The sequence below is a fragment of the Bacillus sp. UNC438CL73TsuS30 genome (assembly GCF_000482325.1).
Taxonomy (GTDB): Bacteria; Bacillota; Bacilli; order Bacillales; family Cytobacillaceae; genus Neobacillus.
In genome coordinates this window covers 356,412-381,790 of record NZ_KI535295.1, presented here as the reverse complement: position 1 = coordinate 381,790, position 25,379 = coordinate 356,412, and the positions used below count along the sequence as shown (strand labels likewise).

At 37.7% G+C, this 25,379-nt stretch carries 25 protein-coding genes; 5 read left to right on the top strand and 20 right to left on the bottom strand.

Annotated features, from left to right (window positions below; genetic code table 11):
* Positions 1–109: 109 nt before the first annotated feature.
* The 3 genes from M028_RS0115565 to M028_RS30210 all read left to right on the top strand — a co-directional run bounded on the left by M028_RS0115565 (position 110) and on the right by M028_RS30210 (position 2,788).
* Entirely contained in the window at positions 110–367 is a 258-nt protein-coding gene (locus M028_RS0115565) for a hypothetical protein (RefSeq protein ID WP_026574664.1), read from the top strand.
* A gap of 143 nt (positions 368–510) precedes the next feature.
* Positions 511–2,232, top strand: a complete 1,722-nt coding sequence (locus tag M028_RS0115560) for an AAA family ATPase (protein WP_081810764.1) — start codon at positions 511–513, stop codon at positions 2,230–2,232.
* A 94-nt stretch (positions 2,233–2,326) separates the two neighbouring features.
* The gene (locus M028_RS30210; RefSeq protein ID WP_231510825.1) at positions 2,327–2,788 is read left to right on the top strand and encodes a YkvA family protein; all 462 of its coding nucleotides are present in this window, start codon (positions 2,327–2,329) and stop codon (positions 2,786–2,788) included.
* A gap of 12 nt (positions 2,789–2,800) precedes the next feature.
* Here the strand turns inward: M028_RS30210 and M028_RS0115550 are convergent, their stop codons facing one another.
* The 13 genes from M028_RS0115550 to M028_RS0115490 form a co-directional block, all read right to left on the bottom strand.
* Entirely contained in the window at positions 2,801–3,400 is a 600-nt protein-coding gene (locus M028_RS0115550) for a cell wall hydrolase (protein WP_231510824.1), read from the bottom strand.
* A 179-nt stretch (positions 3,401–3,579) separates the two neighbouring features.
* Complete coding sequence (locus M028_RS32155) at positions 3,580–3,732, bottom strand: YjcZ family sporulation protein (RefSeq protein ID WP_081810763.1); 153 nt, start codon at positions 3,730–3,732, stop codon at positions 3,580–3,582.
* A 25-nt stretch (positions 3,733–3,757) separates the two neighbouring features.
* Positions 3,758–3,865, bottom strand: coding sequence for a YjcZ family sporulation protein (locus M028_RS32150; RefSeq protein ID WP_081810762.1), 108 nt, complete (start codon positions 3,863–3,865; stop codon positions 3,758–3,760).
* A gap of 130 nt (positions 3,866–3,995) precedes the next feature.
* Positions 3,996–5,186, bottom strand: coding sequence for a Ger(x)C family spore germination protein (locus M028_RS0115535; protein ID WP_026574661.1), 1,191 nt, complete (start codon positions 5,184–5,186; stop codon positions 3,996–3,998).
* Positions 5,183–6,790, bottom strand: coding sequence for a spore germination protein (locus M028_RS0115530; protein ID WP_026574660.1), 1,608 nt, complete (start codon positions 6,788–6,790; stop codon positions 5,183–5,185). Before M028_RS0115530 ends, M028_RS0115535 begins: the two co-directional genes overlap by 4 nt.
* A 13-nt stretch (positions 6,791–6,803) precedes the next feature.
* On the bottom strand, positions 6,804–7,907 hold the full coding sequence (locus tag M028_RS0115525; protein ID WP_026574659.1) for a GerAB/ArcD/ProY family transporter: 1,104 nt from the start codon (positions 7,905–7,907) through the stop codon (positions 6,804–6,806).
* Complete coding sequence (locus M028_RS0115520) at positions 7,907–8,155, bottom strand: hypothetical protein (RefSeq protein ID WP_026574658.1); 249 nt, start codon at positions 8,153–8,155, stop codon at positions 7,907–7,909. The genes M028_RS0115525 and M028_RS0115520 overlap by 1 nt, the downstream gene beginning before the upstream one ends.
* Before the next feature lie 254 nt (positions 8,156–8,409).
* Positions 8,410–9,711, bottom strand: a complete 1,302-nt coding sequence (locus M028_RS0115515; RefSeq protein ID WP_026574657.1) for a coiled-coil domain-containing protein — start codon at positions 9,709–9,711, stop codon at positions 8,410–8,412.
* Positions 9,712–10,023: 312 nt separating this feature from the next.
* The gene (locus M028_RS0115510) at positions 10,024–10,560 is read right to left on the bottom strand and encodes a hypothetical protein (protein ID WP_026574656.1); all 537 of its coding nucleotides are present in this window, start codon (positions 10,558–10,560) and stop codon (positions 10,024–10,026) included.
* Between the two features lie 102 nt (positions 10,561–10,662).
* Entirely contained in the window at positions 10,663–13,422 is a 2,760-nt protein-coding gene (gene ppc, locus M028_RS0115505; RefSeq protein ID WP_026574655.1) for a phosphoenolpyruvate carboxylase, read from the bottom strand.
* Positions 13,423–13,646: 224 nt separating this feature from the next.
* On the bottom strand, positions 13,647–15,005 hold the full coding sequence (locus tag M028_RS0115500; RefSeq protein ID WP_026574654.1) for a cadherin-like beta sandwich domain-containing protein: 1,359 nt from the start codon (positions 15,003–15,005) through the stop codon (positions 13,647–13,649).
* Positions 15,006–15,138: 133 nt separating this feature from the next.
* Positions 15,139–15,588, bottom strand: a complete 450-nt coding sequence (locus M028_RS0115495; RefSeq protein ID WP_026574653.1) for a CoxG family protein — start codon at positions 15,586–15,588, stop codon at positions 15,139–15,141.
* A 126-nt stretch (positions 15,589–15,714) separates the two neighbouring features.
* Positions 15,715–16,899 (bottom strand): LL-diaminopimelate aminotransferase, encoded by a 1,185-nt coding sequence (locus M028_RS0115490; RefSeq protein ID WP_026574652.1) that lies wholly within the window; start codon positions 16,897–16,899, stop codon positions 15,715–15,717.
* A 223-nt stretch (positions 16,900–17,122) separates the two neighbouring features.
* Between M028_RS0115490 and M028_RS0115485 the strand changes: the two genes are divergently transcribed.
* Positions 17,123–17,770, top strand: coding sequence for a YczE/YyaS/YitT family protein (locus M028_RS0115485; protein ID WP_026574651.1), 648 nt, complete (start codon positions 17,123–17,125; stop codon positions 17,768–17,770).
* A 39-nt stretch (positions 17,771–17,809) separates the two neighbouring features.
* Here M028_RS0115485 and M028_RS0115480 read toward each other — a convergent pair whose 3' ends face one another.
* From M028_RS0115480 to M028_RS0115455, 5 genes are all read right to left on the bottom strand, one after another.
* Entirely contained in the window at positions 17,810–18,442 is a 633-nt protein-coding gene (locus M028_RS0115480) for a YcnI family copper-binding membrane protein (RefSeq protein WP_026574650.1), read from the bottom strand.
* Positions 18,443–18,463: 21 nt separating this feature from the next.
* On the bottom strand, positions 18,464–20,113 hold the full coding sequence (locus M028_RS0115475) for a copper resistance protein CopC (RefSeq protein WP_026574649.1): 1,650 nt from the start codon (positions 20,111–20,113) through the stop codon (positions 18,464–18,466).
* 31 nt (positions 20,114–20,144) lie between these two features.
* The gene (locus M028_RS0115470; protein WP_026574648.1) at positions 20,145–20,720 is read right to left on the bottom strand and encodes a DeoR family transcriptional regulator; all 576 of its coding nucleotides are present in this window, start codon (positions 20,718–20,720) and stop codon (positions 20,145–20,147) included.
* Positions 20,721–20,887: 167 nt separating this feature from the next.
* The gene (gene spoIIP, locus M028_RS0115460) at positions 20,888–22,042 is read right to left on the bottom strand and encodes a stage II sporulation protein P (RefSeq protein ID WP_026574647.1); all 1,155 of its coding nucleotides are present in this window, start codon (positions 22,040–22,042) and stop codon (positions 20,888–20,890) included.
* 156 nt (positions 22,043–22,198) lie between these two features.
* Positions 22,199–22,393 carry an IDEAL domain-containing protein gene (locus M028_RS0115455; protein WP_026574646.1) on the bottom strand — a complete coding sequence of 65 codons (195 nt, stop codon included), beginning with the start codon at positions 22,391–22,393 and terminating at the stop codon, positions 22,199–22,201.
* 163 nt (positions 22,394–22,556) lie between these two features.
* Between M028_RS0115455 and M028_RS0115450 the strand changes: the two genes are divergently transcribed.
* Positions 22,557–23,387, top strand: a complete 831-nt coding sequence (locus tag M028_RS0115450; protein WP_026574645.1) for an alpha/beta fold hydrolase — start codon at positions 22,557–22,559, stop codon at positions 23,385–23,387.
* A 213-nt stretch (positions 23,388–23,600) separates the two neighbouring features.
* On the opposite strand, the gene M028_RS0115440 is transcribed toward M028_RS0115450, so the two are convergent.
* Together M028_RS0115440 and M028_RS0115435 are read right to left on the bottom strand one after the other, a co-directional pair.
* Positions 23,601–24,200 carry a response regulator transcription factor gene (locus M028_RS0115440; protein ID WP_026574643.1) on the bottom strand — a complete coding sequence of 200 codons (600 nt, stop codon included), beginning with the start codon at positions 24,198–24,200 and terminating at the stop codon, positions 23,601–23,603.
* Positions 24,197–25,336: a sensor histidine kinase gene (locus M028_RS0115435; RefSeq protein WP_026574642.1), complete on the bottom strand. Its 1,140-nt coding sequence runs from the start codon at positions 25,334–25,336 to the stop codon at positions 24,197–24,199. The genes M028_RS0115440 and M028_RS0115435 overlap by 4 nt, the downstream gene beginning before the upstream one ends.
* Positions 25,337–25,379 lie beyond the last annotated feature (43 nt).

Here is a 25,379-nt window from a genome sequence, read left to right as displayed (position 1 = left end):
TGCAATCTTCAATTAATCGACATCAATTATTTCTTTTTTATCCCAGGAAATAAGAATATAATGAAGAAAGCCATTTATTAATTATAATATAAAAATTTAGGAGGAAATAATGAATATTACATCGTTTGATCAACCTACCTTAAATTTAATACATAAAGCATTTGAGATTGTACTTAAGGAGAATCATATCCCTTATAAAAAAATCGGGATTGTCGAAGATGGAGATCAGTTATTATTTTTGTATGAAGGTAAGACAGAAAAAGTTCATGTTTTTAAATGGAGCAAAGCGCAAAGCGAAGGAGTGAGTATCGGTGTCCTTGCTCAAAGTGTATTGGCACCCATCATTCCAACCCTTCGAACCCTTTAATTGTCATATGATATAGCTGCCTTTCTGATTTCAGAAAGGCTCTTTTTCCTGACATCTATGTTTTTTCCTCTGATTCCCACGTCCTTTTTTCTGAAATCCCTTTTATAATAGAGTAGTACTCTTGTTAAAGGAGCTGATCGTAATTGAATGAAAAAACGAAAAGAATAGTTTCAAAGTTTATTCCGCTCATTGTAGCGTTTATATTTGTGGTAACGGGTATTATTTGGGTGGTTCAAAATTCGAAAGCCGAGGTGGCAATTCCATTCTCATCTGTGGAGAATACGATCCAAAATCAGCAGGGTAAGACGGTCACTTTAACTGAACGGCCTGATGGCAGCATTCACATTAAAGCAGGAAACGCTCAATATATTTCCCATGTTCCCCCTAACAGCCAAATGGTAGACAAGCTAGTTGAAAAATATAATATTAATTATTCCTATTCGGACAGCAGCCCGTATGGAAAATGGGTACTTGGCGGGGTCATTATTCTTCTTGCTGGAGCAGCATTCGCCCTGCAAAAGAGTAAGGGCGGTTTTGGGCTAGGCAACTCCATGAAAAATAGTGTTGCGAAAGAACGTACTCTACCTTCCACTACATTAGATGATGTTGGAGGTATAGGAGAGGAAATGAAGGAAGAAATTTTACAAACCCTCTCAACCTTAAAGGAACCGGAAAGAGCACTAACATTAGGGATTAAACCGCCTAAAGGAGTTTTGTTATACGGACCTCCGGGTACTGGTAAAACATTATTAGCCCAAGCCATGGCACACGAGCTAAATGCGTCATTTTTTTCCGCTAGCGGATCAGCCTTTAATGAACTATTTGTCGGTGTCGGGGCAAGCAGGGTTCGTTCTTTATTCCAAGCAGCAAGAAAGCAAAGTCCAGCTGTAATCTTTATTGATGAGGTGGATGCTCTTGCTGGAAAGAGAAAAGCACATGGCGGGGAAGAGGCTGAAAAAACATTAACAGAGCTTCTTGTACAGCTTGATGGCGGTCATGACAATGACGGGATCCTATTTATCGCAGCAACCAATCGTAAAGATATGCTCGATGATGCATTCTTGCGTCCGGGAAGGATTGACTTCTCATTCCATGTCCCTCTTCCAGACACAAAGGGGAGAAAGGAAATTATCGCTATTCATACGAAAGGAAAGGCAATCGCTAAAGATGTTCTTGCCTCATTGGATGACTTAGCGGAGAGCACATCCGGTTTTTCAGGCGCCGAGCTTCAATCTCTATTTGAAACAGCGAGCCGACGGGCTGTTCGAAACAGCAAAGATATGATTTATAAGGAAGACCTTGATTATGCACTAGATCGTACAATTTTAGGAAGTACATCTCGTACCTTACAGGATTCTGAAACCAAGCGCCGTGTAGCCATTCATGAAGCAGGACATGCGCTAGTTGCTTCCGTCACAAAACCGGGTTCTGTTAGAAAGGCCACCATCATTCCTCGTGGTGATGCACTTGGCTATGTTGCTCCGATACCAAAAGAACTTCATTTATCAACCACTAGTGATCTACTTGAGCGGATTGCAATGATTTTAGCCGGCGGTGTGGCTGAAAGAATGATGCTGGGTGAACACAGTATTGGTGTTAGCGGTGATGTCCAGCAGGCAAAACAGATTATTGAACAAATGGTTGATACAGGAATGCTCCAAAATGGATTTACTCTTACATTTAATAAACAAGATAAAGAAGCAAAGATGCAGGAGCTTTTTGACAAAGGCTTAGAAAAAGCCCAAACCCTAATTCAAAACCATCATCAACAGTATCAGCAATTAGTGCATGCTTTATTAAAAAAGGAGACACTTGAAGGCGACGAAGTGGATGAGATTGTGTTAGGAAATTTAGTTTCGGCTTAAATTAAAAGCACGAGGTGTGTAAACGCACCTCGTGTTTTTTTATTACTCATTCGTGGTAAACTAACCATGTATTCCTTAAAAGGAAGTGATAATATTGTTCGGTAATAAAGAAAAAATCGAAAAAGAATTCACTAAATATAAAGACAAAGCATTGGAATTCATCAATCACCAACAAGAAACAAATGAATTAATGAAACAAGCAACAACCAAAGTGAAAGAAAAGAAAAATTCATTAGGGGACGCCTTCGGTAAGATCGAGCTATTGATTGAACTAATTAAAGCCTATTCCAAAGGCGATTATAGAAATATTTCCAAGAGTACACTGGCAACTGTTATAGGAGCTATTCTCTATTTTGCTTCCCCAATCGATATGATTCCCGATTTTATTGTTGGTTTAGGAATAGTCGATGATGCAGCAGTAATCGGCTACGCCATCAAAAAAATATCAGGGGAATTAGTTGAATTTGAAAAATGGAAAGAAAAAGAAGAGAAAAGCCGAAACAACCTTGAGGGGCAAGACGTTGGAGCTGGACAAAGCAAAAGCCCTCTTGATTGATCAAGAGGGCTTCTAAACAGCAAACCGATGATGACCTATTTTTTTAATTGTCTTCTTAGATCGAAGCCATTTGCTGTCGGTTTTATCCGGATTATAAAAATATAAGGCATCGGTTATTTGTCCGTTTTTGGCAAGAGCCTCATTCACTGCTTTTTTTGCATCTTCAACAGCAGGCTTATTGATCATCCCATTGGCAACAGGTTGAAACTGCCTTTTTTGATAAATCACCTGGTGAATAGAATCAGGAAATTGGTCATTTTTCACTCGATTTAACACAACAGCAGCAACTGCCACTTTCCCTTTATAAGGCTCACCTTTTGCTTCTGCTGTCACTAATCTTGCAAGTAAATCCTTTTCTTTTTGAGAAATCTGCTTTGGAATAATAATTTTTTCACCTGGGGTAAGTCTATTATTTTTAATTCCATTAACTTTTATAATTTTTGATTTGGAAACACCATATTTAAGTGCGACTTGAACTGGTGTTTCATCATGAACTTTATAAATTTTTACAGTTTCAAGAGTTTGTGCATCAACACGCCCCAATAGTCCAGGTTGAACAAGCATGAAAAGAAAAAGGAATGCCGTCAAAAAAACACTCACAATAAGTTTCATATTCAGTTCCCCCTTTATCTAGTGTTTTGCTCTGATATAACCTTAACATGGATTCCATGCTCACCCAACCTTTAATCATTTCCATGGTAAATATGGATAGTTTGTCCATTTATTAAATGAAAGAAAGCAGCGATTATATAAATCGCTGCGCTTATTAAATACACATTTCATATCAAATTTTAATAGAAGCAAGCCGCCCCTACAATAATTAATAGGATGAACAAGACAACGATTAACGCGAAACCGCCGCCCCAGCCACAACCTACTCCACCATATCCGAAACCACCGCAGCATCCGCCACCAAAACCACCATATCCACCATATCCAAACATTTTTCATTACCTCCTGTATTTTTAATTAATAGTATCCACCAACAAATGAAGCTCCGATAATGATTAACAAGATAAATAATACTACTAGAAGGGCAAAGCCGCCGCCAGCGTAGCCGCCTACTGCACCAGTCATTTTCATTACCTCCTTATTTAATTTCTATATATCCTATTCAGGCACCTAGAAATGTGCACTAGACACTTATCCCTATTACCCAATTTTGAAAAAAAAGAATAAGCCCATCTTTTATGAAAGATGAGCAGGGTTATTTTGAGTTACTTAGGAGACTTTTTGTCCGAATCCCCGATCTTCTTAATTGTACATTTACATGGACATTAATGATGGCATCGCTAAACAGCTCATCCCAATGATCTTGAACCTTCTTGAAATTCCGGTAATCCTGGCGGTACATCTCTTCACCAAAACCAAAAACATCGGACTGATATTCCTTTTGAACCTTATAAATTGTCTTCATCATGTTCTTTTCAATCATTTTCTCCGTAAGCTTTTCATATTGCTCATATGTTTTGATTTTAGTTATATCTTTTGTACATTGAGTGCCATCCAAATAAGCTTCTGACCTGACATGGATATCAATGACCGGTAACCCTCTTATCATTCTTGCCTTCGCTCTAGTTTTAGAATTGTAAATCCTGACTGCAATATATTTGTTTTTTTTGCAAGGAACGGACAAAGCGGTACGAATTAACTTATCTTCAATCCATAAATAATTTCGAGTATCCTCCAGCGGCAAAAAATCAAGAAGCTTCCCCCTCTTAAAAATGGCCAGTGAATCAAGGACGACTATTGCTTTTGGACTTACCTCCTTCATATTATCTACACCGCTGCCTGCTTCCGGATTTCCCTGAATGGTTACCGCTGCCATTACCGGATGTCTTCCCGGTGAAGTATAGGCTTGGACAACATCATTTAACCTTACATCCGGGTCACCACCCCAGTTCTGCACCATAGAATCTATTTGAACGTGCAGCTTTAAAGATGAAGATTTTTGAATCGGATAAGTAACCTTCAATACATCGGCAGCACTCACATTATGAGCAATGATAATGTTAAAATCATCCCGTATCTCACGATTTCTTTCCAAAAAATCAATAAATTCCATTAACCCCTTTTTTGCAATCTCTTCCCCAATAATCAAAGTCTGCATATGTGAATAAATTACATTTTTTGAAGCACCTACATTCATTTTTTGCGAGAGCTCTGAAATAGTATTTCCGTGAAGAGTAAAGACAATTGATGGGGTAAGACCTGTTCCGGTTTTCGGATTTAATTCTTCAGCAGAAATTCCTTCGGCAGTTAAAGAATATTTCCCTTCATCACTTTTATCGATCGCCATGCCGGTTACCACGGAAATTTCCGATAATTCCCGTTGGTCCCAGCAGCCTGTTAATAGAAAATTACAGATAAAAATCCAGCAAAATAATTTTTTTCTCAAGCGTTATTCCCACCTTTCGATTGCGGTGGGCTTGGCGATGCTTCGGAAAAAACCTTGGTTTCTGACTCTGTTCTTAAATATTTTGGTCTTTTCTTCATTGCCCAAAAGGGAAATCTGAGGAAAACATCCTTTTGGTCCTCAACAATAATAGGAGCTATCGGAGACAAGTAGGGAACGCCAAATGAACGTAGGGAACTTAAATGGGCAACCATTGCGACTAGGACTATTAAAACACCGTACAATCCTAAAAAATAGGCAAATAAAACTAATAAAAACCTTAATAGTCTGGAAGCAGACGCAAAACTGTATACTGGAGAGACAAAATTGGCAATTGCCGTGATGGCAACCACAATAATCATTATATTGGAGATAATCCCAGCTTCTGCGGCTGCTTGACCAATGACGAGAGCACCAACGATTGAAACCATTTGCCCTACCGTCTTTGGCATCCTTACTCCTGCTTCACGTAAAATTTCAAATGTAATTTCCATAATTAAAACCTCAATTACGGCTGGGAAAGGTACACCCTGGCGCTGGGCAATTACACTTAACAACAGGGTTGTCGGCAAAAGTTCGTGATGAAAGGTTAGTATTCCCACATATAAGGAAGGGGTTAACAACGCAATCATAAATGCCAGATAGCGAATCCCCCTTAAAAAGGTCCCTAGTAAAAATGGCTGATAATAATCCTCTGAGATCTCAAAAAAATTCACAAAAACAGCCGGTACAAGTAAACAAAAAGGGGTTCCATCAATTAAGATAACAATTTTCCCATCAATTAAATTGGAAGCAACCGTGTCAGGCCGTTCCGTGTTTAGCGCTAAAGGAAATATGGTAAAAGTTTTATCCGTAATTAGTTCTTCAATATTCCCCGATTCAAAAATGGCGCTGACTTTAATTTTTTTTAACCTGTTGCGAACTTCTTGCAGAATGGCTTCATTAGCAATGCCTTTTATATATCCCATATATACTGTCGTTTGCGTATCTTCCCCAATGATAAAAGACTCAAAATATAAATTCCGATTCCGAATCCTTCTCCTAATTAAACTGACATTGGTGGAAAGGGACTCGATAAACCCATCCTTTGGTCCTCTTATTACCGTTTGGGTACTTGGTTCGGTAACCGATCTTTTTTCATCTGTAGCCATACTTATAGAAATGGCATTCTCGATTGTCTCAACCGCTATGACAATGGATCCGTTTAACACAGCCCTGCATATTTCATCCTTTGTCCCCAAAAGCTGATAGTCTGCTCCTCCAAACACTTTTTTACACAAAGAAGCAAGTTCCTCAGTGGAACTTAAGCGGACTTCTTCATTAAACCGCGATGAAAACAAATCTGGAGTCGTTTCCTTCAATGTTTTCGTATCCACCATGCTTTCTAGATAAATTAGTAATGATCCTTTATGGTCAATCTCCGCAATGACACTCCGAAAATCGGCTGAATATCCAAAGGAAATTTCCAATTCGCTTTTTAACTCTTGGAACGAAAAGTGTGTGATTGTAACATTTTTCTCACTCTTCTGCGGCTCAGCTTCATTCCAGTAATCATCCATTTTTATTCTTTTCTTCCGCAAACTACGAATTGATTTAATAGGAGACATAAAGGATAACACCTCAATTTGAACTAGACCTTTTTTTCTTTTGCTTCCATAGTAAAAAAATAAAAAGAATTAGTGGAATACAAAATTGGAAGGGTAAATGCAGGTAATACGGAACCATTTTCAAGCCTTCTTGAATATGATCCGCAAAATCAATTGACAAAAGTACTGAGAATAAAGCAACCAGGGTAGAGATCGGGATAACAAAATAACGATAGGGTAACTGAAAAATGTATTCTAAGCCCTTTAAACCCCCGAATAGAAATATAGTCCCTTTTACAAAAATCCCCAACATCATAATGAACACAACAAGTGCATCAATTCTTTCAATAAAATTACCGACCGAAATGTTCCGTCCCGTGCTTAAAAGCGGGAAGTTTGATCGGAGCATTGAATCAACTCCAAGAGTAATAATCATTAAAAAAGAGGCAATCATAAGTAAAAAGGCGGCAATTCCCACCCCAATAAATGAAAATCTCAGACTGTACTTCTTGTTTGTAACACTTGAAAAGATGACCGTGAAGGCAATTAATTCACCAAATGGGAAAAAAATCAAATCCTTAAAAAGAGTTTTAAAAATTGGTGTAACCCCTTCCCCAAGGATTGGTTGAATTTGCTCAATATTCGCATTCCCGCTTGCAAATAAAAAAATAGCTAATAAAAGATAAAAAATAAACAAATATGGAGTAAATACTTCAGAGGTTCGTGCTAGCACCTCGATACCAAGATAGATTACATACCCCATTAAGAGAGAAAGTGTAATCGAAACCACTTCAATTGGAGTGTTAGGCATAATTGCAGAAGCCATTAATTCTCCAAAATCCCTTACCACTCTGCTTGAAATATAGATAAAATAAATAATATAAAGGAAGGTTAAAATAATGGCCGGTTTTCTCCCGATGCAAAACTCGATAATTTGAAACAAATTCTTACCTTCAAGCTGATTTGTTAAAGTATGAAAAAACCAAATAACCCCTAGTCCTAAAAAAGTGGATAACCCTATCGCAAGCCATGCATCATTTTTGGCATCACCGCCAATTCCAACAACAATCGCACTTCCCAATAAAAAGTTAATAAGAAGTGTCAGGAGTTGACCTAAAGATATATTTTCTTTTTCCATTACGAAACTTGATTCCCTTCCGTATTTTTACCTTTTCTTTTCGATAAATAAATCCGTACATCGATGACAACACTCGAAATAAGGCCAACGATCGCTCCAGTTATGACAATATATCTGCCAGCAGCAATTTCTGAAAAAAGTAAATGTTGTATAGCTGAAATAAAGGTGTATCCAAATAACTGTGTATCAAATAGGGCAAGAAGTCCAGTTAGAAATAGTGCGATTAGGACAAAAGAGAACGTTACCATGGACCAAACAACCCCTAACATTGTTACCTTATCTTGCCAAAAGGAAGTTATTTTTATCCAAAAAATGTAGCTGAGTTCCACATTTAGAAAAAATAAAAATACTAAAAGGATCATCACAATCAAGTTGACTTTTAAAGATAAGGGACCGTAGGATGAAACAGCCGGCTCATAATTGAAGGAGTTTCTTGATGTATATTTGTAAGTTATTCCAAAATAAAAAGAGAAGCTGGGCTTCCCCGCTTCTCTTTTTATTTTTATTCAATTATTCGAACAACGCGTCCGTTAAATCTTGATTTCCAATAACTATTTGACATGGACGCAATTGCTACACCTGTCGAGCTTTGGGAACCGATGAATTTTCCCCCGCCAACATAAATTCCAACGTGTCCATCTGTCTTATATGTGTTAAAGAATACAAGGTCTCCCGGCTTCATTTGGCTTGAGGGAACCTGTCTGCCTGCATACTTTAAGGAGTCCGTACTTGAACCAATATTATATCCAGCTTGTGCAAAGGCCCAATGAACAAAGCCTGAACAATCAAATCTTCCATGGGCAACATCATATGCTGTACGTCCGCCGCCAAAGACATACACGGAATTTCCAATATATTTATTTCCAGCAGTAATGACATCTTGAACACTTCCGCTTGAACCGGAGTGAGCCGCTACTGGAGTATTATCTTTTGAATCGGATTGATTGGATGAAGAAGAAGAATTACTAGAATTCTTGTCAGCATTTGAACTGTTGCTATTATTATCTGAACTATTTTTGTCATCAGATACAGGTGCAGGTGCAGGTGCAGGTGCAACATCATTTGCATGAATCATTTCATATTCTTTTAAGGCAAGTTGCTTTTCTTTTCCTTTTAGTTTCGCAATACGATCCAATTGTTCCTGTTCTTTTTGTTTCAGCTCGTTCTTCAGTGTATCATTTTCCTTTTTTTGATCCAAAATCTGCTCATGCATACCTTCAAGTTCAGTTTTCATTTCCTTTAGCTCTGTCAACTTTTTTTGAACGGTAGCTTGTTTTACTTCAACTTCCTTTTTATCGTCTTCATACTGTTTTATAAAAGTCTGATCCGCTTGAACAAATGTAGAAACAGCACCAATTCGATCAATAAAATCACTAAAGCTGGAGGCACCTAACAAGACATCCAAATAACTAACGTTTCCACCGCTCTCTTGGTATGATACGGCACGCTTTTTTAAAATCTCATTACGTGTGTCAATTCTTTTCTTTATGACAGCAACTTCTTGCTCTAATTGCTGAACCTGGGATTTCGATTCCTTAATGTTCTTTTCTGTGTTCTTCATCATGGAATTATTATCTTTAATCGCCTGATCGACACGGTTTGATTGTTCTATCAATCTAGCAAGATCACTTTGTACCTTAGTGATTTCAGCATTTGCTTTTGAAATACCAGCCTGTACTCCCGAACGTTGACCTTTAATACTTTGTAAATCGTTATTTGGTGCAGCTTTTACAGCCGGAATGGAATAAGCACTTCCAAGCCCAAGCATTACAAGCGTACTAAGTACGGTTAGTTTCTTTTTCAATTGATTCCCTGCTTTCCCATTGCCAAATTTTCCATTGAATTTCGACAAAATCCAAGCCAAGTATTTGACAAATTTCTATGTATTCTCGTCTATTAACCATAAATTCTATTATTATGTATATGGTCATTTTCATACAAATGACCCAATAATTACTTTTTTTGTTGCAATTAGTAGTATATCATCTAATTTTGTCAAAAAAGTTATGATAATATTACATTTATATTTCAAAGGCTATTTTTCCACGAATGTTAACAATTTGTTCAAAAAAAAAGAAGACCTAATCAGTTTGATTGGATCTTCTAGAAAGCCTTTTTAGCCGGGGAGTATTCTTAATTTATTTTGTTCATTCACTCCAATATCCCATTGATAGAAATGCAGCTGAAATTGATGATTTATTTTGTTTCGATTTTTGCGCATCCACTTGATGGCATGCTTATTTGCATCTTTTTCCACCCATGAAAATGAATAAGATGAACCTAGTAATGGGGGGCCTGATAGTGCCTGTAAAAACTTATGTTTATTCGTCGTGAATTGATGATGATGGCGCATTTCATGAAATAAGCAAAAAACACCATGCAGTTTTTTTAATAAAGGGTCTTGGTATGGCAAATTAAATAAGTAGATAAAAATTTTACTTTGTTGATAATTATAGGTAGAAAAAATGGAAGATTTGACAAGATGCTTTAGCAAATAATAGCGTGCGGATAAATTTTCAGATAGTGTGGCAATTTCCTGCCAGCCGTCAAATATGTAGATATCGGGTGTTGATCTATATGAAATTGGCAATAAATCCAATAAAAAATCAATCTCGTTTTCTGTTAAAATACTTGAATGACTATAAATCGCCAACCTATTCACCCGATTTCTATTTTTTACTAATAGTATATATAATTTTTAGAATCTTTAAAATAGAAAAAACAAACTCTCGTAAAAAGAGTTTGTTTTTTTAAATCAACCAGTATTCCGTAGTCCTGCGGAGATTCCACTGATGGTTAATAATACTTCCGTTAACAATTCGTCATTAGGCTCGTCCTGGCTGCGTAATTCTTTTATTAACTCAACCTGTAAAAAGTTCAATGGATCAACATATGGATTACGTCTAAATACCGATTCCTTAATATTTGGCGTATGATCAAGCAATTCTTGATCACCTGTTATTTTTAATAGAATGGCTTTTGTTTTTTCAAATTCCTCAAGAATAGTGGTAAAAATTCTTTCAGCAATGGTTTGATCCTCAACGAGTGACAAATATTCCTTGGCGGTTGTTAGATCTGCCTTCATCAAAGCCATATGCAAGTTATCAATTGTCGATTGGAAGAACGGCCATTTTTGATACATTTCCTGTAATAAGGTCAAATTCTTCCCATTCTTTGAGGCAAAACTTTCTAAACCAGTTCCCGCAGCAAACCAAGCAGGCAGCAGCTGACGGCTTTGCGTCCATGCGAATACCCATGGAATTGCCCGTAAATCTTCAAATCTCCCCTGTTTTTTCCGGCTCATTGGTCTTGAACCGATATTTAAATCCCCAAGTTCCTGGAGTGGTGTGGCTTGGTTAAAATAGGTAAGAAAATCAGGGTCATTAAACACAAGCGATTGATATTTTCCTAAAGATTCACTTGATATTTCATCAAGCGCTTTTTCCCATTCAGTATTTCGTAATTTCCCTTGATCATCGCCTTTTGATACATGTGTAGCAACCTTAAGCAGTGTGGATGTTGCTTGTTCAAGGCTTCGATAAGCAATGTCCTCAAGTAAATATCTCGAAGACAATACTTCACCTTGTTCAGTAATTTTCACGCCATCACCGATTGTTTCAGCTGGTTGTGATAAAATACTTTTGTTTAATGGACCGCCCCCACGTCCAAGTGAACCACCGCGGCCATGGAAAAATTTCAATCCAATCTCATAACGTTTGGCCATTTCATGAATTTCAATCTGGGCCTTATAGAGTTTCCAGTTGGCGGTTAAAGTTCCACCATCTTTGCTTCCATCTGAATAACCTAGCATAATTTCTTGCTGGTCACCTAAAATCTGTAAATGATTACGATATAACGGCATTTTGAAAAGTGTTTCCATAATCGTTGGTCCTGCTGATAAATCATCAATGGTTTCAAGAAGGGGGGCCACATTCAAATGGCTTTCCAAAGTGCCATCTGCATGGAGACGGTAAATTCCAGCCTCTTTTGCCAAAACTAGTACCTCTAACAGGTCACTTGAAGATTTTGTCATACTTACAAGATAAACAGAAATGGAACGTTTTCCAAATACTTCATGACTCTTTTTAATCATTTGAAATACTTTAATCATTTCCTGTGTTTCTTCCGAATAATCTTCATTTAGCAAAAGAAGCGGACGAGGGTCGATTAAAATATTCTGCAAAATAGTAAGCTTCTCTTCTTCGGAAAGCTCGGCATAGTTTTCTGTGATTCTTACTTTCCTTAAGATTTCAGTAATCGCAGCTTCATGCTCACCGCTATGATTTCGGATATCGAGAGTTGCAAGGTGAAAGCCAAACAACTGAACTTGGCGGATTAACTTTCGAATGGACCGCAATTCATGGGCAGCAGGGTGATGGCTTTTTAAGCTGCTTTGAATGACGTATAAATCCTTTAACAGCTCTTCAGCCGATTGATAACCAACCTCAGATTTCCCTACCTGTCTCACCCGTTCAATCATAACCGCAAAAACTCGGCGGTAAACCTCCGTTTTAACCGGCCACTTTTTATCTTCCGTTAAATACTTATCTTCTTGCACCTCCAGCAGTTGCAGGAGTTCTTCACTTACGTCTACCCTTGTAGTGGAATGGCTGTACCGCTTCATTAAATCGGTCAGGACCCCTTTATATTTCTTTAACACAACTCTTCTTTGGCGAATTAAAGTCTCCCAAGTCACATCATGAGTAACATTTGGGTTTCCATCACGATCCCCGCCAATCCATGACCCAAAACGAAGAAAATTTGGAACGTCCCATTTTTCTTCCGGGTAATTTCTTTCAAGGCTGTCTTTTACCTCGTAATGAATTTCAGGAAGAACCTCAAAAAGGGTTTGATCAAAATAATAGAGGCCATTACGAACTTCGTCCATTACGGATGGCTTGTTATGCCGTAATTCATCAGTCTGCCAAAGAATGGTTATCTCATTAAACAAGCCCTCTTCGAGCTTCCTTTTCTCTCTTTTTGTCAGCATTGGATTATCAAGCTTCTCCAAAATTGCAGCAATTCGCTGTTGGATTTCAAGAATCGACCGCTTTGTTGCCTCTGTTGGATGGGCAGTAATCACAAGCTCAAGTGACAATGTTTTTAGAACTTCCTGGATGACTTCTTTCGATATATGGTTTTCTTTTAATGAGAGGACCGCACTTTCAATTGATGCAGGTTGAACATTTTCTGACTCCAATTGATACTGCCTGCGTCTGCGAATCCGATGGTTTTGTTCCGCTGCATTGATTAAATGGAAATACATGGAAAAGGCACGGACCACTTGCATTCGCATTGGATTACTTAAGGTGGAGATTTCCTTTTTTAAAGCGGTATAGGTTTCTTCTTCATACTGATTTCGGAGAGATTTACACATGTTTCTAATTTTTTCAACTTTTTCGAATAGCTCTACCCCACCATGACTGATAAGGATTTCACCAAGCATTTGGCCAAGTAATTTGACATCTCTACGCAATGGAAGACTGCTGTCATTTACTTTTAATTCTGTTGTCATGTTCTCACCTTCCCTTAATCAAAAAATTCTAATAAATTTTTAAATAATAATATAACATAATTTTCGAAAAATGTAGAATAAAAATCCTTCCTTTTAATAAAATTTTACCCTATTAAATTAAAAAAGCGTTTTCATTATTCATGATCCTTCTCAACACAGACATTACCAAACTTGTTAATTGTTAAAACAAAAAAAACCTGCTGAAAGCCAGGCTTTTTTCGTTTTTAAAATAATTTACTAAAAAATTTACTAATATTCTCCGTAATCCTTCCCCAAAAGGATAAAGATTGAGGATTCCCTTGTCCCTGCCATGCGCTTGTTTTTACTGTCGTTAGGTTATTATTTGAATTGGTAACCTGTCTACTAGCTTCACTATTTACAGTTGAATCTACGGTATCATTATTCGTTGAAGAGGATGTACTTTTTTCAACCTTTTTCCTAAAAATCAAAACATACGTTTTTCGGTCTTCCCCATTGCTTACAACTACAGAAATAATCGTTTTTTTACCATCCAGCTTAATATTTTGACTGCTTCCGCCTTCAATTTTGACGGTGGAATTGCTGTATTTCACTGTTGGCTTGATGGTAAGGGATTTCACATCACTCGCAACAGATAAATGGTAGGTATATTCGTCTGTAATAAAATCCTTATTCCAAATACCTGTCGATACTGTTAGAGAGGATAAGGTTGCTTTATTTATTTTTTGAACGGTGGCTTGGATCTGACTTGTTGAGCGATTGTTCTGAGTACTCACTGGGGTAACGTTCTTAGTTGGAATGGTTTTCTGTATTTGATTCATTCCTCTATTTGATCCACTTACTTTTGAATTATTTGCAACTTTTACCGTTCGGGCTGGTGGAACAGGAGGTTTGCTTGCTTGTTTAAGTTCCCTTGTTACATGTAAAGTATAGGTTTTCATTTCACCATTTTCAGCCGTAACCAAAATAGTGATAGTTGATTTTCCTTCTGGCAGCGATACGGTATCCCTCTCACCCTTAAACAGTTTATTCTTGATCTGAATGCTGGAAGTTTTCTTCATAGATTCTGGAATAACCGTAAGGGTTTTCACATTATTATCTACCTTTATACTGTAATTCACTATGGATGAATCAAATTTAGGCGATAACTCTCCCTTTGATAGTTTAATATTTTTCAGCAGATTATTATTATTTTGTTTTCTGATTAAGGTAAGTTTATACGTATTGACAGTATGGCTTCCATCTTTAACAGCTATTTCAAATGTGTTCATTCCCGTATGAATTGTGTATAATCCATCTTGGAAAGGCTGACCATTTACTGTTAAAATTGCTTCAGGATTTTCACTTTTAACAACCAAGTTAATTTCCGGAATATTATTTTCTACGGTTGCCGAGTACTCCTTGAGACTAGGAGAAAAGGTTTGATCAAGTGGAACGCCGACAATTTCTAATCCTGATAAAGTATTTGGATTTTGCTCCAGTGAATTCGTCGGAACTGCTGTTTGATCCATGGTGGCAGCGTAGGTTGACGGGATATATGAGAACGAACCTATACTGACCAGGGATGCAGCAAGAATGATTTTCGCTCCTTTACCTTTTTGCATCGAAACTCCTCCTATATCAATAAAAATTAAAGTCTTCTAATTGGACTAACTGTATCATTCGATGCTTAAGATTTTCTTAACTTTTTTTAATAGGAAAAACCCCGGAACTAATGATCCGGGGTTTTTCCTATTCTCATACTTGCTTTAACTCTTCCAATTTTGTGGAGATCGCTAGAGCCATTTCCTCTGCCTGTTTTGGAATGGAATTTTTTAAAACTGAATTGACCATTGGTGCTGTAGCGCCGCTTGCAGTAACATCCAAGAATCCTGTCATTTTGGTTTTGTTTGCGCTGAGAGCTTCCGCCTCAAAGTAGCCCCCGCCACTATACTTTTCTTTTATTCCTTTTAACGTAAAGGACACTCTAGTCGGCTCATTCCACTCCGTTATTTCAACTAATAATTTAACTTTTTTTTTCATAATCCCGATGTCACTTTTAAATTCCCATGTAGATTTGCGGTTATCTAATTTTTCATGGTGAATATAGCCAGGGACAAGTGGCGCCCAATGATCCATATCCTTCACGAACCCCCAAACCACTTCGATGGGCAAATCTAAAACTACGTGGTGCATTCCGCTTGGCATTTATTTTCCCTCTTTCCCTTTCCAAGTAAAAAACCTTCAATTAACTGAATTGAAGGCCTTTTACATAGATATATGATCAAGTAAGTGAGAATAGAAGAAAAACCGCTAGATAACTTATGAAAATCATTACTTCACACTATACGAGTGTTCCTTTAAGAATACATGAATCCGTTCTGATGCTTCCGTTAAACGTACCGGAGGATGCACCATCGCAATTCGTACATACCCTTCACCTAATTGCCCAAAGGCATCACCTGGAACAACAGCTACCCCTGCCTGGTCAATCAATTCAAAGGCGAATTGGCGTGAGGTCCACCCCTCTGGTATCCTCGCCCAAACAAACATGGTCGCGGGAGATTTCGGTACACTCCAGCCACTTTTTTCAAGTCCAGAGATTAACGCATCACGGCGAATTTCGTACTCCTTCATCTGATTACTTAGTAATGTAAAGTCCGAAGTTAGTGCCTTGACGGCTGCTTGTTGAATTGGATAAAAAATTCCATAGTCAATATGCGATTTTAATGCACCTAGAATTTTAAGCGCCTCTTCATTTCCAACAACATAGCCAATACGGCAGCCGGCCATATTAAAGGTTTTCGAAAGAGAATTAAATTCAATGCCAACTTCCTTTGCTCCGGGAACCGACATAAAACTAATTTGCGGATGACCATCAAAAATCAATTCAGAATAAGCGAAATCATGAACAATCAAAATATTATGCTGCTTGGCAAACCGTATTACTTTTTCAAAAAAATCCTGATCAGCAAGGGCCGTCACCGGGTTACCGGGATAGCTCAGAATCATCATCCGCGTCTTTTCTAAAACGTCTAACGGTATTTCATCAAGCTGTGGCAGAAAGTGGTTTTCCGCAAGTAACGCCATCGGATACACCACACCGCCCGCAATCGTTACACTTGCTTCGTAAATCGGATAACCTGGATCCGGAACTAATACATAATCACCAGGATTGCAAATAGCAGTAGCCAAATGAGCTAGCCCATCCTGGGAACCCATTAGCTGAAGTACCTCGGTTTCCGGATCAATGTTGACACCATAGCGATGCTGGTAAAAATAACTTACTGCTTCATGGAATTCAGCAATTCCCTTTAAAGTATAACCGTATTTGCTTTTATCCTTTGCAAAGTCAATTAATGTATCGACCACAAATTCAGGGGGCGGTAAATCAGGACTCCCTACACTTAAATCAATTACATCTTTTCCATTTCTTATGGCCTGCTGCTTACGGTCAGCAACCTCTTGAAAGATGCTTGTCGTCATTTTCTGAAGCTTTTCTGCTGCCACTAGTTTCATTACCAATCACCTCATGCTATTAGTTTTTCAGGATAATATTTTATCTGATTGAAAATTTTCACTCTCTTAATTATAAAACAATTCAAAACTATTTTAACAAACATTTATTAACGGATTTTAGCGGGTTTCAAAAAAATGAATTGCTAATACTATCGCTATATTTTAAAATCGTAAGATAGGTTTCAAAATTCTGATAAGTGTAGTTTGAGTTTTGGGGGTTAAAGTGGTGGTTATCCTTTTTCGATATTTTTTATTTTTCGCGGGGTTAGTCTTTTTTGGACTAGGGAATGCGATTGCAGTTAAGGTGAAGCATGTTGGGTTACATCCATGGGAAGTTTTGAATGTTGCTTTATACAATCATTTTGGTCTTTCGATTGGCACATGGTCAGTCATTTGCGGACTGCTCCTTGTTATTGTTTCTTTTGTAGCTGACAGAAGGTATATCAATATCGGAACCTTCTTAAATGCTTTGATTATTGGTCCGGTTATGGATTTTTTCCTCTGGCTAGATATCCTTCCACGTGCAACCCATACATGGGTGGACTACCTGATTCTTCTATCCGGCATCGTCATTACCGGGATTGGCGGGGGAATGTATGTTGCTGCAGGGATTGGAGCAGGCCCGCGCGATGGTTTTATGTTGTCTATCTCCGACAAAACAAGATTTTCTGTCAGTCAGGCAAGGATGATTGTTGAAAGTCTTGTCTTAATTATTGGCCTAGTATTAGGTGGACCCGTCTTTATTGCAACATTTTTATACACCTTTATTCAAAGTCCAATTTTCCAACGTTCCTTAAAAGGCTTTAAAATCTTAGTAGAAGCAGTAAAAAAGAAAAATCAGAAGACAACTCCTGATAGTGTGGCTATGTAAAAAGACCGGGTAGTGAAACCCCGGTCTTTTGTGTAGTATTTACCCTCTTTTACGGAATGAAAGTACAAGTGCCACAGCGGAAATCGCGATGGCTGCGATTGGAAGAGCGTTGTTTGATTTAGACTTTTCTGTTGTTGTTTCTGCAGGCTTCTTATCTTCATGGGCAGCAGGCTGTGAATCGTGATGATCTGTTGAAGTTGCAGTAACAATATCCGTTATGGAATGTGGAGAATCTGAATTTTCATCCCCCGTCCACTCTACGACACTTCCGTCTTTATAATATTGGAAGGCATCCCATGCTGCTTTTGTAGCTTTTTCTGGGTTCTTAGCAACAAAGACAAATTGTTGGAATTGTCCAGCTTGAATTCCTTCCCCTGTTGCTTCAAATGTAAAGGTTTTTACCTTACCACTTGAATCCTTATCGGCTGAATATTTCCAGCCCGGAACCGGTTGATAAGACATAATTTCGATTCCTGCTGGTGCTTTTACCGTTACTTTGGTGGTTGCAACATTTTTTTCAACTGGAACCTTAAGTGTATAGGTTTCCCATGCACCAGTTGTTGAAGTATTTGGAGTAACCGTTACATGTGCACTTGCAATACTGGAAAACAAAAATAAACTAATCACCGCTGGAATAAAAATTCTCGACATCTTCACTGCTATTTTTTTCATTTGAATTCTCCTCATTCGTTTTTATTGACTTCCTACAATACATTGGAAATCTTTATCAAGTGTGTCAAGCGACTTGGTAAGCACATGTACATGCACCCTCCAGCTGCCGGCCATATTTAAGCTCATCCCCTTTAGGCTGTATATACCTTCAGCTTTTTTCTTTAAGGTAACGGTGTTAACCCCCATATTCATATCTAAAGAAGTAAACGTAAGGGTAACTTGCTCAATCCCGTTCAAACGCTGTCCTTTTTTATCTTTTACCATAACCTCAAATAAATTTTCGCCTATCACATTCGGGGTAACTCTTAATTGCACCTTATTTCCATGATCTGCTGTTTTCGTTTCTAAAAAAGGACCAGGAGCGGACATCGCTGTTGGTAAATTGGTAAGCAAAACAGAAAGGATTAAAATTATTGCTCCAATCAACAATTCACTCCAAATCGTACCGGTAAGTCCCTTTGCCTTCCTCCTTCTTCCTTTTAAAAAGTTAATAGCGGCTAAAAGTAACATGAAAAGAAGTAAAATTACCTTGCCAACTAACACCTTCCCATAATCTGTATGGGTGAGGGAGTATAGATTTGGAATATAGGAAAGGCTGCTGAATACTCCTGTAAATGCTAAAAGTACTACCAGAATGAGGCCCCATTTATAAAATCTTCCGATGATATTTAAATAAACATCCTTGGTTTCAGAACTTTTGACCAATGGCAGTAGGACTATCATTGCAACTAAGCTTCCAATCCAGACTGATGCAGTCAGTAAATGCCCGAAATCAATCAAAACGGAAAGAAATATATTAGTTGTAGAGGCAGCGTGACTTGTTAATGATTTTGTTAGCAATAAACCGATTCCCAAAACAAGACAAATCAAATTAAGGACATTTTTTTGGGATATATTCCTGGTTAATAGAAAAATAGGAATCGCCAGGATAATAAGCATGACCACATGTACAAGCCACATATCTCCAAACTGGGTATTTAAAATCATATCTTGCAAGGTTGAAAAATTAAATACTCCCATCCAGCTGCTGCTTGTTAAAATCGTTGCCTGAAGCGGCAGATTCAATAGGATACTAAGCAATAAGAATATATACGAAAACTTCACTGTCTTGATTAATGGCTTTTCAACAGACAGCTTTTCAACAGATTCTTTTGAAATGACTACTAAGACAAAAAAGAGTACACCAACAAAACATGCATTACTGATGTATTGCAGCCACCGTATCACGATTAAATCTAAAGTAGGAGTGTACCCTTTTGAGGTTGGATGAATAACAGCATTCCCTGTACTGTTCTCTCCGATTTGAAACGGAATCACACCTTGGACAGGGTGTCCGTCATTGGATACAACCTTCCATTCGATTCGGTACGTTCCATTCGGAAGATTCTTTTCTAAATCACTTTCTAGCATCGATGGCTTTTTCGGATCAATTCGGCCATCTTTTTTATCCACCCGTTTCCCGTCTGAGTCAAATACTTGAATGGAGTTAAACTCCGGTTGGATCGTTTCATCAAATTGAATCATGACCTGAGATGGTGATTTTTCTAAAATTTCATTTTCTACTGGTGTCGATTTTTTAATATAAGCATGTGCTGAAGAAATAGTTGGAAATAAACAAATGAAAATAATAAGCGTAAGCAAATATAGACTGCTTTTCTTTTTTACATTCATTGCTCCACCTCCCTTCTTTGTAGTTCAGCATCTACTTATGACAGGTGCAGTCGTGTTCGCCATTCATTCTCTTCTGAATTTCCTCAACTGCTTCTTGGAACCTTCGAATGTTTCCGCCAAATCCTTTTTGAAATTGCTCTGCATGTTTTAGTGACTCAAAGGTTAATACCTGCGGCTGACAGCAATTTAAGTTAAAATCAGCGTCCATGAGGTAATAGGCCATCCTTGCACTCACAGTTGAATGGCTTAGGAAATCACGGCAGATAATTTGCGAGACATCCTTTTCAATATCTTTATAACGAAGCAGTCCGCAATGCGGGCAGCATAATTGCTCTACCCGTAAATCATTCAGAATGATTTGGACAGGGTGACGATTATTCGATTCTTTTAAACAATATGTACAAGCGTTCAAGAAATCATTCGTGATTGGTGTTAAAGAGATCCCGCCTGAGGTTTTGATAATTTTCTTTTCTTCAAGTAGCGGTTTAATATCTCGATAAACTGTCATTTCCGATACATTTAGGCGTTTGCTGATTTCGGAAATTGATAAGGCTCCCTCTTGGTTCAACCATGTAACAATTTGCTTTCTCCGTTCAACGGGTAACATTTTATCCACCCCCTAAAAAACCTTTCCAATACACATCATAATCGACCTTGGTACCATAAACAATATAACTATATGAACAATTTGTGAATAAATGTTGAACAATCACATTTTTTAACATAAATACGAAAAGAAGGCCCGCAATTAAAAGCATGGCCCTCTTCCACTTTCTAAAATGCTTTAGCATTTTTCATTTGCCAATAATATTCGCTGAATACATCTGCAAAGGCATCCACCGCATTTTGAAGTTCTGCCAAATTGTTATCAACACCACCAACCTCTAGTAAGATTGCACGAGGCGATAGGTCCTGATTGTAAACTCCATTTCCTTCACTCTTATCTTTTGAAACGACTCCTCTGCTCAATCCTGGATATTTCCTTTCTAATGCATTATGAAGGTTTTTAGCCAAAATATTATTTTGTTCATAATTGGGGTTATTCTGCCCGACGATAAAAACTAATCTGGCATAACTCTTCCCATTAATGGTCGTAGTTGTTTTTTTTCTTCCTAATGAATCACGGTGTATATCGATCATAAATTTTAAATCATGATTTCCAGCCATCGCCTCTTGCACAACGCCCCTTGAAAATTGGTAGGCCGAGTAATAATCCAACCCTCTTTTGTGAAGCTCTTGCGTAGCATTGATTGTGCTATTGTCACTGCCAATCCCCCTTTCGGCTAAATCCCTTACCAAATAATCCCCAACGCCCACAACATTAACGCGATTGTTGGAACTAACAGCTTCATTTGGGTTTGTAACACCCTTTAATAGTGGCAGATAAGATTCCCAACTATGCGAATGATAGATAAACACTACCTTTTTCCCGTTTGTAGTCTGACTTGGGGGAGGTGCGCTGTTATTTTCTTTTGATTCTTTTCCATTTAACTCATTTTGAGCAATATCCCTTTCTTTTAATAAAACCTCCATTGGCGGGGCAGATTCAATTGGAAGTGAGGTTAAATCCGTTCCTTGGCCGGCAATTTCAATCTTTGTATTAAATTCAGCGAAACCCGGTAATTCTCTTTCAAAGAAGGTTCGAATATCGCTAATTTTTATATTGGTTGCGATTTGAAAGCCAACCTTTGTTAATGGAATATCTTTAATATCTTTACTATTCTGAATATAATATTTGTTTTCACTACCAAAAAAGTAAAGATATAGTTTATTTAAATCAGATGTTTCCAATACTTCTCCTACCGAATCCGAGGACATTTTTAATGAAAGGATTGTCGTCATTCCCGCAATTAGAATAAAAATAAAGATAACTGATAAAACTGCACCATTGATCCGGATAAACAAACTAAAAGGCTTATTTTTTTTCATTGGTTTGTACCTCCCTCTATCAAAATCCTATGCAGCCAAAATGATAGATAGAAGTTGTATTTAAAAAATGCTAGGATAAAAAATAGAGAGCACAAAGAACCCCTTTTCTTATTGAAAAGGGGTTCAAATTTTTAAATTAAAATTATGGTTAGTGAGCTACGAAATTTTCTTTAATTCCTCTGTTAGCTTTAGGAATTTTTCTTTATTTCTTTCCTGTAAGGAGTAATCGATTTCCTCCCGAATTTTTGCTTTGCGAAATTCAAGCAAGGCATTGTTTAACACCATTTCAGCAATTTTTGAATCCATCTCTTCATTTGATTGTTGTGGTGAATTAAGTAATTTCTTTTCCATCGGAAATCAACTCCTTTAGTTTTTTTTTATTATACTAATAATTTTCTAAAAATTCAAACATTTTATTTTAAAAATTTTTGGTAATTTTTTTTTAGCGGGTAATTACCTTGTATTTGGGAAAATTATAGCCATCCATTTTTAATATAAGTCGGAGGCGGATTAAATGGAACAGGCTGTGTTAACCGGGCACCAGCAGGTAAATAACATCAATATTTATTATGAATTCTATCCAAAATCAACAACGGACAAAACTGTTATTTTATTGCACGGCTTTCTTTCATCCACTTTTACCTTTCGCCATTTAATTCCTTTATTAAAGCAGGATTATCAGGTTTTATCCATTGACCTACCCCCTTTTGGGAAAAGTGATAAGTCCAGTCGTTATGTATACTCTTATAAAAATCTCGCTCAAACGGTGATAAAACTTACCGAGCTTTTTGGGATAAAAAAAATGACATTATTAGGCCACTCCATGGGTGGTCAGATTGTACTGAACATCCTGCATATGATGCCGGAACTTGCTGACAAAGCCATCCTGCTTTGCAGCTCGTCTTATTTGAAACGCTTTGGGTTACCGCTGATTCTCACCAGTTACATACCCTATTTCCACCTCTTTGTGAAATATTGGCTGGCCCGAACTGGCGTGAAGAAAAACCTTCAGGATTCTCTCTTTAATCATTCATTAATTAATGAAGAAATGATAAATGGCTATCTGCAGCCATTTTTACAGGATAAAATCTTTGTCGCTCTTACCAAAATGATTCGCCACCGTGAGGGAGATCTGCCAGTAGAGGTTCTTCAAAAAATCAAAACACCTTGTTTATTAATTTGGGGCGAACACGACCGCTCTATGCCGCTTCATGTGGGAGAACGATTAAAAAAGGATTTAACTAATTCAGAGCTGATTGTTTTAAAAGAAACCGGACATGCTGTCCCGGAGGAACGTCCTGAAGAAGTATATCACCATATCAAGAGATTTTTGGCTGCTGTCTAACTTGGAAAGACCAAAAGAGCACGCTGAAGGACATTTTGCATGTTTCTTGCTGAAGTTTGTCTTTCAAGGCTTCATGAAGGACATTTTTCACCTTCCTCTTCCGATTTTGTCCTTCATCAGCTTCATGAAGGACATTTTGCACTTTTCCCTTTCGACTTTTGTCCTTCATCAATTAAAAAAACCTATATCTATAAAAAGATACAGGTCATTAATTTATTTAAACCATCCTTTTTCCTTGGACTGGGTAATGGCTTCTATTCGATTTTTCACTTCCAGTTTATCAAGGATAATCGATATATAATTTCGGACAGTTCCGGTTTTAATGCTAAGCTCCTCAGCAATTTCCTTTGTATTTTTACCATCCGCCACCAGCTCAAGTACCTCTTTTTCACGATCGGTGAGGGGATTCTCCTCTCCATAAACATCATCCATCAGCTCTGGTGCATAGATTCGTTTTCCAGCCATGACACTTCTGATGGAACTTGCAAGCTCTTCACTTGGACTATCCTTCAAAAGATAGCCGCTTACCCCTGCTTTTAAGGCGCGGTGAAAATAACCGGAACGCGCAAAGGTCGTTAAAATAATAACCTTGCAGCCACATCCTTTCAGCTCCTCCGCCGCCTCAAGTCCGCTTTTTCCGGGCATTTCAATATCCATAATACAAACATCCGGCTTTAGCTTTTTAACAAGGGAAACAGCTTCTGCACCATTAGATGCCTTTCCAACTACACTCATATCCTCTTCCAGGTTGAGAAGGGATCCAAAGGCCCCTAATAGCATTTGCTGATCTTCCGCAATGACAATTGAAATCATTTTCCATCCCCTTGCCTTTCTTTCTGAGTAACATCATTTGGAACTCTTATTATTAAGGTTGTTCCTTCTTTCGTTAAAAGCTCCAGGCTTCCATTAATAAATTCAAGTCGTTCCTTCATCCCAAGCAAACCATGACCTTCATATTGAAATTTTTCATCACGGTTAAAAGCCCCATCATCACTAATTTTCATCACAATCCCTTTCCATGATTGCTCAATGGTCAAGGTACAAGAAGCAGCACCGCTATGTTTTACGACATTATTAACTGCCTCTTTCAGACACATGCTTAATATATTCTCTGTTAGGAGAGAAACATTCGTCAATGTCGGTTCTTCATCACCCTTGAACTGTATTTGCGCAGCTGTAAGAATCTGTTTTACTCTTTGGATTTCATCCTTCAACCGAATGCCGCGCATAGAGGATACCATTTTTCGCACTTCACTTAATGCGGTTCGTGCTGTCTGCTGAACATCCTTTAATTCATTGCGTGCTTGCTCTGGATCCTTTGTTATTAATTTTCTCGCCAAATCACTCTTGAGTCCAATAAGAGAAAGTTTTTGCCCCAGTGTATCATGAAGGTCACGGGCAATCCGCTGCCGCTCTTCCATTTTAACCAATTCAGAAATTCTCTTATTGGCATCCTCTAGCTTTTCCTCAAGCTGACCACGCTCTTTCCGATTATAAATACTAAACGGAAGAAGAATCACGCTAATCCAGATAATAATGACAAAAGGCAACTGTTGCAAAAACAACTTTTCATGAACAACTATGTTGTAATTAATCGAGGCTGATGTACTAAACAGATGAATAAAATAAAGAATAAGAAAGGGAACCCGGTCTTTTATATTGCCAATAAAGTAAGCCAGAAAGAATGCAAAGTAAACATAGCTAAAAAGACTACTCGAGGTGATCGAAATTCCAATCAGAATTAAGGTCCAGAGATACACCGGCCATCCCCTTGAAATAAAAGCAATTCGATAAAAAATAAAAAACAAAATGGTGAGCAAAATTCCTACAACAATTTTAATTACGGATGACGATTGGAAAATAAAGTAAAATGGTAAAATACATAGAACCGTCCATATATAAGGAGCGATCCCATTACTTTTCTGGAAGGTCATATACTTTTTTATCATTTGCAAAACCTCATTACCGACGGAATAAAAATGAAGGACAAGA